Raw genomic sequence first — 16,736 nt, 5'->3', positions numbered from 1 at the left:
TCTAGAAAATTTATCTAGAGTAGTTGTGTTGTATAAATTACTAAACGCTAAGCTCTTGAATTTATTGAAGCGATTTTGCATGTCGAATTTTATTGCCAATTAAATTTTTATGAATAGAATGGCCTTCGGTTTTTACATGTTGAAGGTTTTGTGAATTTAAATAAAGAGATCTCTAAGCATATCGAATCAATCTTTGAAGAGTCTGCAAAGACTTTCTCTAGCTATCAATTGACCAAGGAACTACCTTGCCTTAGTGGGTGTGGAGCATGTTGCTTGAGTCAGGAAATATCTGCTTCAACTTCAGAAATGTTACCTAGTGCATTCCGTCTACTTAATGACGAGGGAATTGAGAGAGTTGAAGAGTTGTTAGAAGAACTTGAAGGGACTCCTTCTAAAACTTGTGTCTTCTATCATCGTAACTCTGAAGATGGGACTAAAGGTTATTGTATGAATTATTCAACAAGGCCGGCAGTCTGTCGCTCATTTGGTGTAGCTGCTTACCGTGACAAGAACGGGGGCAAAACAATGAGTATATGTAAGCGCTTAAAAGAAGCGTATCCGGAGGAAGTAAAGAAGTTAGACCCAAACGAAGCACCTGTAATAGGTGACTTTGCTAAGCAAATATATCTCTTGGGACAAAGTTCAGATGCTAAGTTAATGCATATTAATGAAGCGCTTTATGAAGCTTTAAAGAAAGTGTGGCTAGGCCACACTTATGATTCTAATGAAGATTCTTAGTTTCTTCAATTTTATGGATGAAATGCTTGATAACAATTTCATAAAGCTCGTCGCCAATTAATTCGTCTTCAACTCCAAAATCGAGGTTTGGATTATCGTTGACCTCAACGACATAAGCTTTCTTTCCGTCATCTTTAATATCGACACCAAAGAGTCCATCACCAATTTTTGCACAGGCCTTTGTCGCAGTATCGATTACATATTGTGGAACATCCCCGATCGCTAAGCACAGCGAATCTCCTGAGCTATCTTCTTCACCACTTGCGTGATTATAGATCTGCCAATGTTCCTTACTCATAAAGTACTTACAAGCATAGAAAGGCTTTTTGTTAATCACTCCAATTCGCCAGTCAAAATCTGTATAAAGGAACTCTTGAACTAAAATAAGAGCTGACTTGTGTAGAAAGTCTTTTAGGCCTTCTTTTAATTCCTCTCTAGTTTCTACTTTTGTCACACCAATTGAAAAACTTCCATCTGGAATCTTTAAAACCATCGGTAACTTCAGCGTTTCAACAAGAAGGTTAAGTGTTGCTTCGTTGTAGTCACTAACAATTTCACTCTTAATCGTATTTATGCCATTCTTCTTAAAGAGGTTGTGTAGATAGATCTTATTCGTACACTTCAAAATAGCATTTGGATCATCAATGACAATAAGTCCTTCATCAACAGCAGTTTTTGCAAATGCATAGGTAGGATTTACTAGAGATGTTGTTGTACGAATAAAAAGAGCATCAAATTCGTTGATTCGTGCAAGGTCGTACTTAGAAATTGTTTCAACATAGAGTCCATTCTTATTACCAATCTCGATGAACTTCTTGATTGCTTCTGGGTTACTAGGAGGAAGCTTCTCTTTATCATCCACTAGGATTGCTAAATCATATTTGTATTGCTTCCTCGCATTTGGAAGACGCCAAATACGATTGTTAAATTTCTCTAAATGGTCAGCGAAGAATGTCTCTTGTGTTTCACTGAGATCAGAAATATGAACAGGTACGATTGAGTTAATCTTCCAAATCTTATTAAAGGCCAAGCGTACTTCAAAAATAGGGACAGGGTAGTTATTAAAAATTACCTTACCAATATTCCTAAAGAGCTTCTCTTTGGTTTCACCAAAGAAGACTCGAAAAGCAATTGAGCGAACTTCCTCTTTGTTGTCGATATACTTCGTTGCCACTTCTTGTGCCAAGCTTTGTAGTTCGTCGAGATCATAAGTGTAGTGCTTCTTCTTACAAAGATCATTAATAGTCTTTACCGTTGGCATAACCCTATGGCCTCGTGCCTCGGCAATAAGGGAAGTATAGTAACCAAGAGATAAGTACTTGGAAGAGTTACAAAGGTTTAAAACTCTTAAGTTTTTAAGTTGTTGGTACTCTTCTTTTGATAAGTAGTCCTTGGCCGTAATGACCTGGTCAGTTGGGAAGTAGGGTTGCCAATCTTTTAGACGGTCAACGATGACAACAAGTTTTTCCATCTTTTTTTATCTCCACATAAAAATAAAGATATTTTTTTACACAAGAATAATATAAATTATTAAAAAAAAGCGAGAGTTTTTTATGCATATTTTTAGAGATGCAACCTTAGAAGATCTGAACGCACTCCTTGCAATTGAAGAGGAGTCATTTGATGGCGATCGCCTGAGCGCCACGAATTTTAAGTACGCCATTACCAAGTCTCATGGGGCCTTAAAAGTTATCCTTGTTAACAAGGTAATTGCTGGCTATATCCTAGTTCTTTTTCACAGAGGGACTTCTTTAGGACGTATTTACTCAATTGCTATAAGTAAAGGCCATCAAGGGCAGGGGCTGGCAAAAAAACTTATGTTATTGGCCGAGAAAGTGGGTTTGGAACACTCATGTTCATATTTGCGCCTTGAGGTTAAACGCACTAATAAGGGGGCCATTTCTCTTTATGAAAAGTTAGGATATAAAGAATTTAAGATAAAACATGACTATTATGAGGATCATCAAGATGCTCTTTGCTATGAGAAGAGGATCCGTAAAGCTCCGCTCAAGGCAAAGAGAAATATCCCTTATTATCAACAAACGACAGACTTCACTTGTGGCCCGAGTGCACTGATGATGGCACTGCGCTTTTTACGTCCAAAAATTAAGCTTAATCAAGAGTTAGAGTTAGATCTATGGCGTGAGGCCACAACCATTTATATGGCATCTGGCCATGGTGGATGTGGCCCTCATGGGATTGCTCTTGCAGCCGCGAATCGCGGCCTTAAAACTGAAATTTACATCAATAGAAAGTCATCTCTTTTTACTGACACAGTACGAGATAAGAAGAAAAAACAGGTGATTGAGCTAGTTCAAAGTAATTTTGAAAAGAAACTCAAGGAAGTAGGTGTAAAAACTCACTTTAAAAATTATGGCATCAGTAAAATCCGTGAGATAATAGAAGGCGGAGGATTGGCCTTAGTTTTAATTAGTGCCTATCGATTGACGGAGACGAAAGTTCCGCATTGGATTGTCATAACTAATATTGATGACGAGTTTATTTATTTTAATGATCCTGATTTGAAAGATAATCAAGATAAGGTCGATAATATAAACATCCCTGTAGGTATTGATGAGTTTGAAAAAATGGCAAAATATGGAAGTGGACAGTTGAAATGTGTTATTTCACTATTTCCATAAATTAGGTATTGGTGACTTATGAATAAGAAAATGGGTGTCCTAAAAGTATATCGAATTTTTGATATCGCTCACGAAGTCAAATTAGACAAAGCTTATGAAAAGCTCAAAAGCCTTACTATCTTAAAAAAATTTAGCTTAAATAGACCTTCTAAAAATATGCTATTTCAAGATCCTCCTTTGGTGGTTTTCTTAGGAGATCATTCAATCGAAAATATGAAAGTTGCTGTAACCGTTAAACTTTGGAGTTATGGTGCGCTTTCTTTTTCTGTTGATATCGAATGCCCTTTCTTTGTTGAGAAGAAGGAGCTCATTGAATGGGTAGAGAATTGGTCTCAGGGAGACTCTGTAGAGAACTTCTGTCGAGAACGAATCAACTTCTTTGTGGAGTCGTTAGGGGATTCTCTTATTAAGCCTAAGACTTGGGAACAAAGTGAAGAGTATAGTATTTTCGTTACTTCTCCAAAATATCATAATAAGGATTATTGGCTAGAAGACTCTTTTGTTTATCAGTTATTAGCAATGGAAAAGAACGTAAAACTTAGTCCGGCCATGCTCGCTCCGGTTATCGATTGTACGATATCGTATGGACCGGATGATCTAGTGGCAATCGATTGGGATAATGCGTTCGTTTATTCTGAAGTTGATGGACATGATATTTGTGATGTTATTGAATTTGCAAATATACAGCTCCTAGAGCTTCGCTACTTTGATGATCTTCTTGATAAGAAACTTTCAGGTTTATATCGCCAAGTCGTGGAAAAAAATCCTTCTGTCTTTAGTAAAATTTCTGTCTTAGCTAAGGATGCAAGTCAGTTATATTTTGAAACAAGTGAACTTGTCGATCGAATTGAGAATTCCGTTAAGGTTATTGGAGATATTTACTATGCACGCTTATTTCGTATTTGTTTGAAGCGTTTACAAGTAGAACAATGGCAATCTCTTGTGGATCAAAAACTAAAAAACTTACTTGATGTTTCACAAATGTATATGGCAGAAGTAAATAACCATAAAAGTCATTTGATGGAAATTGTCATCATTGTTCTTATTGCTATTGAAGTTATACCATTCGTATACAATATTATTTTAAAGCTTATGTGACTTTAGGATCTGATCGATTTTACTCGCAAATATGAAGTCACTTTCCACGAGGTCATCTATCTTATGTGTCCATAAGTCGACTCTTAGTTTTCCAAAACTTATATACAGATCAGGATGATGCCACTGCTTATCCGCAACCTTTGCTATTTCATTTGCAATGGCCATTGGTTGCTCAAACTTTTCACATGTTAGTTCAAGACACAAGCGCTTCTTATCATTTGAAAAGCTCCAACGTGGATCAATCTGGTCTTTTAGTTGTAGCTTTTCATCAAGTGGAAGAGGTGGAACTCCGCCTTGACATGGAATACAGCTTTTTTCACTTAATGTGCTCATCGATACTCCTCGATTTTATCTATTAAAAATTAATAAGGTCGTAGAGATCTATTGCTGGCTCTTCGTATGGGTGGGCCGCTCTTAATGCCGCGATTACTTCATCTACTTTATTATCAGGACAAATTGTTTCAACTTTTAACTCTACAACTTTTTCTAGCTCTCCACCTCTTCCTATATGTGGGGTGGCGTTTTGATTTGGCCTAAATTGTCCAATACCTTCAACCTCAAAAGAGCAGCGATCGTAATTTCCAATTGTCCCTGCGCCAGCATCAAATACTGCATTCTTAACCATTTCAGCATTTGCTTTTGGTACGAAGAAAACTAATTTTTTCATTATCCCTCTTGTTATTCTTGATTCAAGTTACTCTATTTAAGTTTTCGTAGTACTTTACCAAGTACTTTTGTAATTCTATTTTCCTGATCTTCTTTTCTTTTTACAAGATATATTGGTTGCTTAGTTGAATCAAGTTTAGAAATCTTTATTTCATGAAGTTTAAATTCACTTTTAACATTCTTATTATGTAGATCGACTAGAAAAGTCGGAAAATAACCAACAGCTAAGCTTGAGCGTGAAATTGATAAGGCGGTCTCTAGTAAGCTAACACGGTATTTGATAAATCGCTTGATTCTTCCATCTGGCCATCCATCAAGTCCTTGTGCCCTTGTCGGAGTGTCGTTTACAGAAGTAAGAGGAGCGACAAAAGGTAAAAGATCAAAATCAACTTTATCACTTATATATTGTTTGTTGAATTTTGATGTGCCATATAGTCCCATTTGAACATGTCCTATATTTAAATGATCAAGTTGATGATGAGGTACAGGAATATAAGTCAGTCCGTAATCAACATTACCATTGATAATAGCTTCTTCAATTTTTCCAGGTGTTAACTCACGAATTTCAACTTGTATATCGTCACCAAGTTGAGTCATGATATCTGGTGCTAAGTAAGTAGAAAAAACTTCAAAGGTACCAATCCGACAAATTGTTTCAACTTTAATTTGTTCTTGATTGGCCAGTTGTAAAAGCCTTTCTTCCTCTAGTAATAGTCGATCAATCTCTTGGGCAATTCGCAATCCCGCCTGTGTGATTTTTATACCACGCCCGTCTTTTGTAATGAGATCAACACCAAGCTCTTGCTCCAAACTTTTGATTGATTTTGAAAGCCCTGCATGAGATATCCCAAGAATTTGCGCGGCTTCTCTCATATTTTTGGTCTGTACAAGCGATTTGAAATGTCTAATTTTATTGGTATCCATAAGTTACCAAAGATATAATAATATTCACTTTTATTCAATAGATTACTTTTGTATATTGCCTTCATCAGAAAGGGAGGAATATATGTATTTGAAATTATTGATATTAAAACTAACTCTTCTTATGTCTATAGGGACAACATTTGGAATGAAGGCCAATGCCCAAGAGGCACCAGAAAATCTATTTTGCAAGAGTGCTTCTGCTGCGGCAGTAGGATGTTGGCCATCTTTTTTCAATTTTTTTTACGAGAATAATCAGTTTAGCTTCACTAAAGAGTTAGGCATGCCTTCAGGAGGAAGATGTGGATGGCCTCCTTTCGGTACACAAGTATTAGCGAAGGGAAGGATCGAATTTTATAATTCACAGGAAGCCCACATTTATACGAGTACAGATAAAGGTGAGTTAGAAATTGGAAGAGTTGTAATTGAGGGCAGAAGAGTTGAGTTATCACTTTATGATGAAGAGCAGATCGTCTTTGAAAACTGTCATTCATATTAAAGGTAAATCCTGACCAATATCATAAAAATAATTGAGTTTGGTTCATTAATTTGTTTTGTAAACTGACGAGGAGTAAGAGGTATTTAGGAGGAAATCTAATGGTTAGTCTAAGAGAGAGAATCAAGTACTTCTTTTCTGCGTCAGTTTATTCTGTTTTGTCTTCAGCAGTTTTTGTCGTTCTATTATTTGCTGTAACACTTCCGGCAATTAACTCAACAGCACGCATTGGAAAGAATGAAAGCGTAAAGGTTGCGATACATAATGCATATAGTATGGTTAAGTATCTTTATGATGAATCACAAGAGGGGAAGATTACAGAAGCACAAGCAAAGCTTCATGCTAAAAACCTTCTTCAGGCGCTACGTTTTGATGGAAAGAATTATTTCTTTGTAAGTGATAAGAATCTTAATGTTGTTGCTCATGGTGCAGACCCATATAAAGTTGGAAATAATATGGCCAAGTATCAAGACGGTAAGGGAACATTTCTTTATAAGGAATTTCTAAAGATTGGTCTTGAAAAAGGGGAAGGCCAACTAACTTATTATCGTGCTCGAAAGAAAGAAGGTGATGTAATTGAAAAAACATCTTATATCAAATATTTCGAACCATGGGGTTGGGTAATTGGAACAGGTGTCTATCTAGATGATGTTAATGTCGCAGTTTTTGAAGCTAAAAAGAGCTCTCTAATTGGACTTATGATTTGTGTTGCTATTGCTCTTGGCCTTTCTTTATGGAATGCGCACTCAATGTATGCAAATTTCATTGCTCCAATTAAGTCAGTCATTAGAAACCTTAAACAAGAATATGTAGAGCTAGAGAGAATCGCTAATAATATTAACTCTAGTTCGAGACAAATTCTTGATGTTTCAAGTAAGCAAACTGACTCTGTGGATAATGTTGCTGCGGCCATCACTGAAATAAAGTCTATGGTTGATTCAACAAGAGACAATGCTGATCGATCAAGTGGTCTTGCTAAACATACAGCAAATATTTCAAATGAGTCTAAAGAAAAAATTCTAAGACTTGTGCAGTCTTTTGATATCATCAAAAAAGATAACGAAGAGGTAATTCAAGTCATTAGAGACAATAGTGTTCAGTTAAATGATATCTCGAATACAATCAATGATATTCAAGAAAAGACTGAAGTTATTAGTGATATCGTTTTTCAAACAAAGCTTTTATCTTTCAATGCTTCGGTCGAGGCTGCAAGAGCTGGAGAGCACGGAAAGGGATTTAGTGTTGTGGCAGAAGAAATTGGGGGACTTGCTAAGGTTAGTGGAGAGTCAGCAATTGAGATCGCTACAATTATTGATGAATCAACTCGTCGAGTGAAAGAGTTAACTGATATGACGACAAAGACTGTTGAAAATCTCGTTCAAGTAACAGAGAAAGATTTGCTCGAAGGGCAAAAGTTAATGGCCGATTGTCGTGATGCTCTTGAAGAGTTGGTTGGTCAGTCAATGGAGTCCTCAAGTATGTGTAATGAAATCCTAGGTGCTCTTTCTGAACAAGAAAATGGTATCGCAGATGTTAATACTTCGATTAATACTCTAAATGAGTCGCAATGGCAGCTAAAGAGTTCACAGGAGTCTTCAGCTCGTGAAGTTGAAGATCTAGTTAAGAAGAGTGAACAAATTAAAACAGCAGTTGAGAAATTAGAAAAAATCGCAGCATAACAAGCTAGTAATTGATTCAAATGGCCCTTATAATAGGGCCATGAATCGAAAAATTTATCTCTTTGACTATTTCACTGTAATTGAATCCGAATCACTAAATGTTGAGTTTCATTCTCATATTGCTCAACAGTTGTCTTTCTCCCTAGATTCTTGTGCTTTAAAATATGAGACGGAAGAAGGCGTGTTTGAAAAGAGATTTATTTACCTGCCTTCTTTAATAAAGCACAGATTCCTAAGTGAGAGTTGCCACAATTTAACGATTCTAATTGATGAAGAAGCCAGCTTCAAACTTGATGTTGAACATATTGATACTAGAGTTCTAAAACTTGAAACGATCAATCGTAAGAGTGTTGAAAGCTTTCTTAAACAACTTGGCCTAATATCTAATAAAGAATTGGATGAGAGAATTATCAAGTTATTTCAAATGATTAAAGATTATGAGAACCTTGATGAAGTAAAGTTAAAGGATTTTGCAAACTCGCTTGCACTTTCGGAAAGTCGCCTTTTACATCTATTTAAAGAAGAGGTTGGTGTAACATTTAGAAAGTATATTCTTTGGCAAAAGCTTAAGAGGGCGGTTGATGCCCAAGCAGAAGGTCGAAATATTACGGATGTTGCCATCGCTGCTGGCTTTAGTGATTCTGCACATTTCTCAAAGTTTTTTAAACAAAGTTTTGGTCTTTCACCAAAAGAAATTTTTAAAAATAGCCAGTTTATACAAGAATAAAATATCCAAGATTCGTATTATCTTCTTAAGGAGAATATATGAAATCAAAGTTACTCGATCTTAATCACCCCGATATAATCAAATTGAAAGATGAAATTCTAGAGCTTTCTCGAGACGAATCTCAAATCATAGGAGCTTGCTACCGTTATGTTAGAGATGAGATTAATTTTGGCTATAACTCAAGTGATGATATTACAGCATCTCAAGTATTACGTGACGGCTACGGCCAGTGCAATACCAAGGCAACACTACTGATGAGTTTACTGACTTCCTGTGGGATTGAGAATAGGCTTCATGGTTTTACGATTGACAAAAAACTACAATACGGAGCAGTTACAGGATTTTTTTATGCAATCGCTCCTCGTGAAATTCTTCATAGTTGGGTCGAAGTTAAGTATCAAGGAAAATGGTGTAATCTTGAAGGTTTTATCCTCGATATAGACTATCTGACAGCTATTCAAAAGATGGCCGGAAAGGATGTTCGTTCGTTTTGTGGCTACGGAGTTGCTTGTAAAGATTTACAGAATCCTGAAGTCGATTGGAAAGGTGGAAACTCAACTTATATTCAAAAGGAAGGGATCGTAAGAGATTTGGGATTATATGAAACTCCAGATGAGTTTTATCAAAAATATGGAACAAACCCTAAAGGAATAAAAAAATTCTTCTATAAATATTTTATTCGCTTCTTGATGAATAAAAATGTTAGTGACATAAGAAATAGACCTGCTTAACGCAGGTCTTACTTATAAAATTTCATTTAACTTTGAAGTGATTTTTTCATCAGTTGGAGCAATATCAGGAAAGTAGCGCTCTACAATTTCACCATTCGAATTTAGAAGAAACTTTTCAAAGTTCCAGTGAATATCATGCTCTTGGCCTGTGATAAGTCCTTTACTAGTTAGAAGTTGCTCAAAGTCAGGCTTATCATTTCTTACAGCATCTTTTTTTGTTTCAGTAAGGGCCTTGTATAGAGGATGTTGACCTTCACCTTTAACAATGATCTTTTCATTTACTGGAAATGTCACGTTGTACTCAAGAGAACAGAATTGCTGGATTTCTTCATTGCTTCCAGGTTCTTGTCCAAGGAATTCATTTGCTGGGAATGCCAGAATCTCAAGTCCTTTGTCTTTGTATTCAGAATATAATTTCTGTAATCCTTCATATTGTGGTGTTAGGCCACATTTTGAAGCAACATTAACGATGAGATATGCTTTTGCATTAAAGTCAGGGATCGTCTTTGTAAGACCTTTTGCATCTTTAAATTGAATTGTATTTAGATTTGTACTCATATTGGTAACCTCCTAAAGATTTTCTATAAGAGGTTACCATAAAGATTTATTTAAGAAAGTTGTGGCGTGCCAATTGAAGCTTTTTATAACTTTCAATTAACTTAAGATGCTTATCGATTCCTTCAAGATTCATACTTGTTGGAGTTAATCCGTCGAAACGATTTTCACCTGTTATGGTTTTATTCACTCGCTTCATCAGATCTGGCCCGTACATACGAGTTAGGTTTTCAATATAATCTTTCATCTCAAGATCGTCGCCAAGTTCAATATCAAGTGCAATATTTAATACTTGATAAAAACGTCTTCGCTCAATTGTATTGTCATTAAACGTACCAAGCATTTCTACTAGCTCTTTTGCATCATCAAATTGTTTTAATGCAAGGTATGTAAGTGCTTTTAACTCGCCAATTACTAATTGTCCCCAAACCGTACTTTCGTCAAATGCCACACCAATTAGTTCTGATACAGGCATATAGTTATCAAGAGAACTTTCTTCAAGTTGACCAACTAACTCTGACAAATCCTCTTCATCAAGTGCGTGTAGGTTTAAAATCGCTTCTCTGTAGTCTAGTGCCTGATTGTGGTTATCCCAAATAAGGTCTTCTGGAAGATAGATTTCAGAATAATTAGGTACCAAGATTCGACAAGCCGCTGCTCCAAGTTCATTGTAGTCAGCAATATATACTTCTTTTTCGAGCTCTTTTAAAATCCCCATCAGGTAGTCATATTCTTCTTGAGTTGTTCCAGAAAAATTCCATTCATTAAATTCATACTGCGGCTTTCCTGCAAAGAAACGCCAAGAAATGATACCTGTTGAATCAATAAAGTGATCAACAATATTATTATGCTCTTTGATCGCAAATTCATTAAATGTTGGAGGGAATGTATCATTCATTCCTTCAAAACTTCGTCCTTGGAGAAGTTCAGTAAGTGATCTCTCAAGAGCAACCTCAAAACGAGGGTGCGCACCAAAAGAAGCAAAGACGCCACCATTTCTAGGGTTCATAAGAGTGACACACATAACTGGAAATTTTCCACCAAGTGAAGCATCTTTAACAACGATTGGAAAACCTGCTTCTTCAAGCTTGTTTATACCTTCCATAATCGTTGGGTATTTTTCTAATACTGATTTGGGTACATCAGGAAGAGTAATTTCATCAACAATGATTTGTTTTTTTACAGCTCTTTCAAAAATTTCAGAAAGACATTGTACGCGGGCTTCATATTTTGTATTTCCAGCACTCATCCCATTACTTACAAAAAGGTTTGCAATAAGGTTAGCCGGTATATAAACAGTCTTTCCATCTGATTGCCTTTCATATGGAAGAGCACAAATACCGCGCTCATAATTTCCTGAGTTCGTATCAACTAAATGTGATGCTGAAAGCTCTCCATCGTTATCATAGGCACAGATAAGTGTTTCATCCATAAGCCCTAGTGGTAAAGAGTCATCTTCTGGAATCTCAAACCATTTCTCATTAGGGTAGTGAACAAAGTCTGCATTTGCGATTTCTTCACCAAGATAGTAATCACTGTAGAAATAATTTGTACTGATGCGCTCAAGGTATTCCCCAAGAGCAGATGCAAGGGCCGCATCTTTTGTGGCACCCTTACCATTTGTAAAACACATTGGAGAGTCTGCGTCTCTAATATGGACAGACCAAACGTGTGGGACTTGGTTACGCCAAGAAGCGATTTCAATTTTAATCCCTAGTCCTGCAAGAAGTTCAGTCATATTAGCGATTGTCTCTTCAAGAGAACAATCTTTGCCTGGAATCATCGTTTTAGTGTTTTCAACTTCATATTCAAGCTTAACATCGTTTCCTAAAACTTCTTTTGCTTCTATTTTAAAATCGATTTCATTTTGGATGACTCGCTTAACTGTACAGCGCTCCATTGATGCTAGAATCCCTTTCTTATCTTTTTCAGAAATCGTAGCGGGAAGTTCTGCATGAATGACAAATGATTGCTTATAGCGATTGTCAGGATCCACAATATTTTGCTGACTGATACGAATATCATCAGTTGGAATATCACGACTATTACAATAGACCTTCGCAAAGTAGGCTGCACACATGGCAGAGGATGCGAGGAAATAGTCATATGGGCCAGGAGCTGTCCCGTCACCTTTGTAGCGAACAGGCTGGTCTGAGATGATTTTAAAGTCGTCGAAGCTTGCTTCGATTTTTAGATTGTCGAGGTATTTTACGTTTACTTGCATGGCGCTATAACTACCATAAATAAGTATGTTATGGCCCTATCCTTCTTTAACCGTATAAGAATTACTGCTATTTATCTCATTGTAAGTATGTGAAAATAAATAAATTTAACTTTCTTAAGTTGCCAATTGTTGCCATTTTGTGGACTTTATTGCAAAAATGGCCGTGCAATTTAAAGGAGAAGTTAATGAAATCTATCATTCTAATGCTGGCAATGCTGCCTTGCCTTGTTTTTGGTTATAACCACCCAGATGCTAAAACTCTAATGACTGAATATCAAGATTTCCGTTCAATCGTTTTGCTATTGAAGCATGATTACTTAGTAGGTGATTGGTATAAGGCCAAAGATTTTGGTGACACTACGATTATGTGGAATTTAGGTGACGACATAACTGATCGTGAAGTTATTCGTTTCTTTAGAAAAAAAGCAGATGGATCAGTTTTTACAGTAACGTATCATCGTTCTGATTATATTGTTGATGGAAGAATTGTTCTTCGTCGTTTTGTTGGACCTGAGCCAACAGGTTGGATCAACCATACAATCGATTATGAAACAGGTGAAGAATTAGGCTCACAAGGTTGGTGGCCACTGTTTGATGATTCAGATCATGCATTCATGAAACTATGGGGAATCTATTACTAATAAACAGAAAATAAAGCCTACAAAAGTAGGCTTTTTTTTATTTTTATTTTTATCTCTGATCTGTCTCATAAAAAATTAAAAACTCTTTTGTTACTTTTTTATTATAAAAAAAATACACAAGGAGTTTTTGTGAAAAAAACATCAATCATTTCAATTCTATTTTTCTTAATGTTCAATTCTTTTTCATTCGCGCAGGAAAACGCGATGGTGCGTGTTAGAGCGCTAGGTGTAAGCCCTGATGTTAGTGATAATATCGGTGGTAATATTGCAATTAATAACGAATCAGTACCTGAAGTCGATTTCTCTTACTTCTTCCATCCAAACTTTGCTGTTGAATTAATTCTTGCAACAGCAACTCATGATGTAAATCTTAACGGAACAGGAAGCCTTGGAAGTGTTTCTCTTCTACCTCCAACATTACTTGCTCAGTACCATATGGATTTGGGTATGTTTAAACCATATGTAGGAGCAGGGATCAACTACACAATCTTTTATGGAGAAGTTCCTGGAGACATGGCCTCAACAAAGTACGATGATTCATTTGGATATGCATTACAGCTTGGTACAGATATCAAGGTTGCACAAAATATGTATCTAAACTTTGACGTAAAAAAACTTTACTTACAAACAGATGCAACAGTTGATACTGGGGCTGGAGTTGTGAATGCTGAAGTTGATATCGATCCTCTCCTTGTTGGTATCGGTATTGGTTTTAGATTCTAAAACTCTAAAATGGGGGAGGCTATGTGGCGTAGCCTCCTCTTTAAATTCTCTCAAATGATTTGCACCCGTTAATATTTCCTGTATCATTTTTCTATGATGGAATTTGAAATTAGAATCTTAGAAGGCAAAGAATTTGATAAGTATTATCAGGCACACAAAGAAGCAGTCTTTGAAGAAGACCATAGTTATGTTCTTTGGGATATTCTCTCAGAGGAAGAATTAACTAATATCAAAAGACTAAAAGAGAATATGGGGAGTCCATATCAACTTTGTCTTGCGGCATTCGATAAAGATGAGAATTTCATCGGCTGGAGTTGGGGATTTCAAGAAAATAGTACCACTTACTATATGTGTAACTCTGCAGTTCTTCCTGAGTATCGACGACACGGTGTGTACGGTGCCATGCTTGATAAGACTCTCGCAATCCTTGAAGCAGAAGGATTTCAGATGGTCTACTCTCGCCACTGCGCTACTAATAATGCCGTTATTATTCCAAAGCTTAAGGCCGGATTTCTTATTTCTAAAATGGAACTAGATGATAAATTTGGTGTTCTCATTCATCTTCATCACTATTTCAATGAGAAGAGAAAGAGAGTTATGGATTATCGTGCCGGGCAAATTAAACCCGACACTGATATTAAAAAACTATTTAAAATTTAACGTACACAATAGTAATTCATTACTTTTGCATTTACTGACCATGGATCACGCACTGGTGACGGATTCATTAGTCCTGGATGATAAACCTTTCCGCCACGTAGGGCCCAAATATTTTGGTGGATAGAAATACCTCCGTTCCAGTCTCCGTAGGCATCAATGGCCTCAAGCTCTGATCCATTAGGAAGTCTTGCATACATATTGTCACAAGCTTGTTCTGCTTGTCTTAGTGAGTTTACTCTTCCGATTGAGCCATTATGCGTTCCAATGATTGTCAGTTTTCTACCATTTACTCTTAGAGTAGAAGGGAATTTTGTTCTTTGGAAATCTTCAAACATACGTGAAGCAATTTGAGACATCACAACAGAAGGTTGCCCAATTCCTTGATAGTTTTTAGTAGAACCATCTGAGCCTACAAGAGTAAGAGTTACTTGAATATTTCCGCGACAGTTTGGAGCAAAAGAGTATGATCCATAGGCCATGTAATCAACAAGTGCACCAGCATTATCAGGAATCCAACCAGGCCTTTGACCATTGTTGATTGAATTAAAAATATATCGAATATTATTCATTTGGACGAATTCTAGTTTTCTATCAACTACTGGAAAATCACGGTAGTAACCATCAAAGTAAGCCTTTAGTGTATTTTCAAGAGTTACATCAAGATACTTATGTTGAGTCGCTAGTCTTACGTTCTTGTCATATAAAGCATCGAAAGTAACAAGCATCTGTAGCGCTTCACTACCTTTTGCTCCAGATTGCATAAGCTCTGAGGCAAGGCCAGTCATCTCACTCATATACTCAGTTCGAGTTTGTGAGTAGGCTTGCTTATAAGCACACAGATCCGCTCCTCTTACAAAAGGGATTGATGACCAGATACGGGCCGCTTGAGCTTGTGCACTAATTCCAATAAGAGCTAGTAGAGCTAGGGATTTCAACTTTTTCATAATATCTCCAATTCGCCTGATTATAGGGGGATATCAAAATTTATCATAGTTACTCGATAAAATTTATACGTATAAAGGCCAGCTATGCTGGCCTCAGATTTAGTTTTGTGATCTTAAGTAAGCTTCATAGATACATGCGCGGATTTTTTCTTTTCCTTCAGGCATCTTTTTACATTTGAATTCACCCTGTGAATTTTTTCTCTTAGGAGTCCATTCAAAATTAACCATGAATGTTCCTGATTCAGCATTCCAGCTTGGAAAAACCATTAGTCCACCTTGGCTATCATCACTTTCATGCATTCTGATAACAAGCTTTGTAATGAGATGACCTGCGATGGCCCCTGCAAATACATCTGATAGCCAGTGCTTTCGATCGTGTAGACGGCCGTAAGATGTTAGCGCCGCAACACCATAAGCAAGGTATGGCACAACTTTATTATCTTTGTAGATTTCTGCAAATACTGTCGCAAATGACCATGCACCTGAGGAGTGTCCAGAGATGAATGATTTCCCTTCAGTTCCAAATTCATAGGCACCAAGGTCTTTATTAGGTCTTTGACGACCGAAAGTTTTCTTAAAGCCCTCCGTTACAATTTGTGTCGCAATTTGTGACGTTACAACATAAAGTCCTGCTTTCTTTAACTTTCCATCTTCAAGCACTACACCCATAAAGTAAGAACCTGCGGCAGCTCCGCCCATGATCAGGCGTTCGTGGTTATTTGTTGGGTATACTAACTTTTCAGTAAATCCATTTTTGTGGTCTTGAATGAAGTCCATCGTTTCTTCATCTGATGCAAACATTACAAGGCCCAGTGATGTTGATGCTGCTAACATAAGTGCTTCTTTGTCACTTAGACCAAGTGGTATGAAGTAGCCCTTCTTGTTATCACTAGGGTCGTATTTTCTTAGGAATTCAGAGAACTCTTTAGGATTCATCCCGCCACGAATAGTTTCGTTTCCAATTCTTCCTTTAATTCCTTCCATTTCATCGATATTTCTTTGCTCTTCTTCACTACAGCCTTGAATTGTATTTTTACAGCTGTAGATTTCATCAAGCATTCGCTTTGCTTGAGAGCGCATATCAATTTGATTTTCGTCTACTGAGACACAGCCTTCATAACGCCACTCGCAGTTCTCCTGTAGTGGATTGAATGACTTCTGTTCCCAGAAGTAGAGATTCTCTTGTGCCATAGCACTCGATACGAGAGTTGATAGGATTAGACCATTTGTAATTATTTTCTTTATATTTTTCATGAGGCCAATATAGCTGAAACTGTAAAAAAAGCTTCAT

The 16,736-nt window shown here is 36.7% G+C and carries 18 protein-coding genes; 10 read left to right on the top strand and 8 right to left on the bottom strand.

Going from position 1 to position 16,736, the window contains the following annotated elements; all coding sequences use genetic code 11:
• Positions 1-150 precede the first annotated feature (150 nt).
• Positions 151-738, top strand: a complete 588-nt coding sequence (locus ABMA70_RS04810; RefSeq protein ID WP_392991251.1) for a YkgJ family cysteine cluster protein — start codon at positions 151-153, stop codon at positions 736-738.
• Here ABMA70_RS04810 and ABMA70_RS04805 read toward each other — a convergent pair.
• Positions 722-2,209: a RimK family protein gene (locus ABMA70_RS04805; protein ID WP_392991253.1), complete on the bottom strand. Its 1,488-nt coding sequence runs from the start codon at positions 2,207-2,209 to the stop codon at positions 722-724. The genes ABMA70_RS04810 and ABMA70_RS04805 overlap by 17 nt on opposite strands.
• Positions 2,210-2,291: 82 nt before the next feature.
• Here ABMA70_RS04805 and ABMA70_RS04800 point away from each other — a divergent pair, with 82 nt between their 5' ends.
• Together ABMA70_RS04800 and ABMA70_RS04795 are read left to right on the top strand one after the other, a co-directional pair.
• A complete protein-coding gene (locus ABMA70_RS04800; RefSeq protein ID WP_103216660.1) occupies positions 2,292-3,380 on the top strand; it encodes a GNAT family N-acetyltransferase/peptidase C39 family protein in 1,089 nt (362 codons plus the stop codon).
• A gap of 18 nt (positions 3,381-3,398) precedes the next feature.
• Positions 3,399-4,478, top strand: coding sequence for a hypothetical protein (locus ABMA70_RS04795; RefSeq protein WP_103216661.1), 1,080 nt, complete (start codon positions 3,399-3,401; stop codon positions 4,476-4,478).
• Here ABMA70_RS04795 and ABMA70_RS04790 read toward each other — a convergent pair.
• Genes ABMA70_RS04790 through ABMA70_RS04780 form a run of 3 tightly spaced genes read right to left on the bottom strand, consistent with a single transcriptional unit; the run spans position 4,464 to position 6,068 of the window.
• Complete coding sequence (locus tag ABMA70_RS04790; protein ID WP_392991255.1) at positions 4,464-4,811, bottom strand: 4a-hydroxytetrahydrobiopterin dehydratase; 348 nt, start codon at positions 4,809-4,811, stop codon at positions 4,464-4,466. The genes ABMA70_RS04795 and ABMA70_RS04790 overlap by 15 nt on opposite strands.
• A 22-nt stretch (positions 4,812-4,833) precedes the next feature.
• Positions 4,834-5,145, bottom strand: coding sequence for an NGG1p interacting factor NIF3 (locus tag ABMA70_RS04785; RefSeq protein WP_103216663.1), 312 nt, complete (start codon positions 5,143-5,145; stop codon positions 4,834-4,836).
• A gap of 32 nt (positions 5,146-5,177) precedes the next feature.
• Entirely contained in the window at positions 5,178-6,068 is an 891-nt protein-coding gene (locus ABMA70_RS04780; protein ID WP_103216664.1) for a LysR family transcriptional regulator, read from the bottom strand.
• A gap of 82 nt (positions 6,069-6,150) precedes the next feature.
• Here ABMA70_RS04780 and ABMA70_RS04775 point away from each other — a divergent pair, with 82 nt between their 5' ends.
• From ABMA70_RS04775 to ABMA70_RS04760, 4 genes are all read left to right on the top strand, one after another.
• The gene (locus ABMA70_RS04775) at positions 6,151-6,564 is read left to right on the top strand and encodes a hypothetical protein (protein ID WP_392991257.1); all 414 of its coding nucleotides are present in this window, start codon (positions 6,151-6,153) and stop codon (positions 6,562-6,564) included.
• A gap of 98 nt (positions 6,565-6,662) precedes the next feature.
• On the top strand, positions 6,663-8,240 hold the full coding sequence (locus ABMA70_RS04770) for a methyl-accepting chemotaxis protein (RefSeq protein ID WP_392991259.1): 1,578 nt from the start codon (positions 6,663-6,665) through the stop codon (positions 8,238-8,240).
• A 40-nt stretch (positions 8,241-8,280) separates the two neighbouring features.
• Positions 8,281-8,967: a helix-turn-helix domain-containing protein gene (locus ABMA70_RS04765; RefSeq protein ID WP_392991261.1), complete on the top strand. Its 687-nt coding sequence runs from the start codon at positions 8,281-8,283 to the stop codon at positions 8,965-8,967.
• 38 nt (positions 8,968-9,005) lie between these two features.
• Positions 9,006-9,698 carry a transglutaminase family protein gene (locus ABMA70_RS04760; RefSeq protein WP_392991263.1) on the top strand — a complete coding sequence of 231 codons (693 nt, stop codon included), beginning with the start codon at positions 9,006-9,008 and terminating at the stop codon, positions 9,696-9,698.
• Positions 9,699-9,710: 12 nt separating this feature from the next.
• Here ABMA70_RS04760 and ABMA70_RS04755 read toward each other — a convergent pair whose 3' ends face one another.
• Together ABMA70_RS04755 and ABMA70_RS04750 are read right to left on the bottom strand one after the other, a co-directional pair.
• On the bottom strand, positions 9,711-10,256 hold the full coding sequence (locus tag ABMA70_RS04755) for a glutathione peroxidase (RefSeq protein ID WP_103216669.1): 546 nt from the start codon (positions 10,254-10,256) through the stop codon (positions 9,711-9,713).
• A 46-nt stretch (positions 10,257-10,302) separates the two neighbouring features.
• Positions 10,303-12,477: an OsmC domain/YcaO domain-containing protein gene (locus ABMA70_RS04750; RefSeq protein WP_392991265.1), complete on the bottom strand. Its 2,175-nt coding sequence runs from the start codon at positions 12,475-12,477 to the stop codon at positions 10,303-10,305.
• 185 nt (positions 12,478-12,662) lie between these two features.
• Here ABMA70_RS04750 and ABMA70_RS04745 point away from each other — a divergent pair, with 185 nt between their 5' ends.
• From ABMA70_RS04745 to ABMA70_RS04735, 3 genes are all read left to right on the top strand, one after another.
• On the top strand, positions 12,663-13,118 hold the full coding sequence (locus tag ABMA70_RS04745; protein WP_103216671.1) for a hypothetical protein: 456 nt from the start codon (positions 12,663-12,665) through the stop codon (positions 13,116-13,118).
• A 129-nt stretch (positions 13,119-13,247) separates the two neighbouring features.
• The gene (locus ABMA70_RS04740; protein ID WP_392991267.1) at positions 13,248-13,841 is read left to right on the top strand and encodes an OmpW family protein; all 594 of its coding nucleotides are present in this window, start codon (positions 13,248-13,250) and stop codon (positions 13,839-13,841) included.
• 93 nt (positions 13,842-13,934) lie between these two features.
• The gene (locus ABMA70_RS04735; protein ID WP_392991269.1) at positions 13,935-14,501 is read left to right on the top strand and encodes a GNAT family N-acetyltransferase; all 567 of its coding nucleotides are present in this window, start codon (positions 13,935-13,937) and stop codon (positions 14,499-14,501) included.
• Here the strand turns inward: ABMA70_RS04735 and ABMA70_RS04730 are convergent.
• Both ABMA70_RS04730 and ABMA70_RS04725 read right to left on the bottom strand, forming a co-directional pair.
• Positions 14,498-15,445: a hypothetical protein gene (locus tag ABMA70_RS04730; protein WP_103216673.1), complete on the bottom strand. Its 948-nt coding sequence runs from the start codon at positions 15,443-15,445 to the stop codon at positions 14,498-14,500. The genes ABMA70_RS04735 and ABMA70_RS04730 overlap by 4 nt on opposite strands.
• 99 nt (positions 15,446-15,544) lie before the next feature.
• Positions 15,545-16,699, bottom strand: coding sequence for a phosphatase PAP2 family protein (locus ABMA70_RS04725; protein ID WP_392991271.1), 1,155 nt, complete (start codon positions 16,697-16,699; stop codon positions 15,545-15,547).
• Positions 16,700-16,736 lie beyond the last annotated feature (37 nt).

Origin of the sequence: Halobacteriovorax sp. XZX-3, from assembly GCF_043196495.1 — a bacterium.
GTDB lineage: Bacteria > Bdellovibrionota > Bacteriovoracia > Bacteriovoracales > Bacteriovoracaceae > Halobacteriovorax_A.
This window is presented reverse-complemented; position numbering and strand designations above follow the sequence as displayed.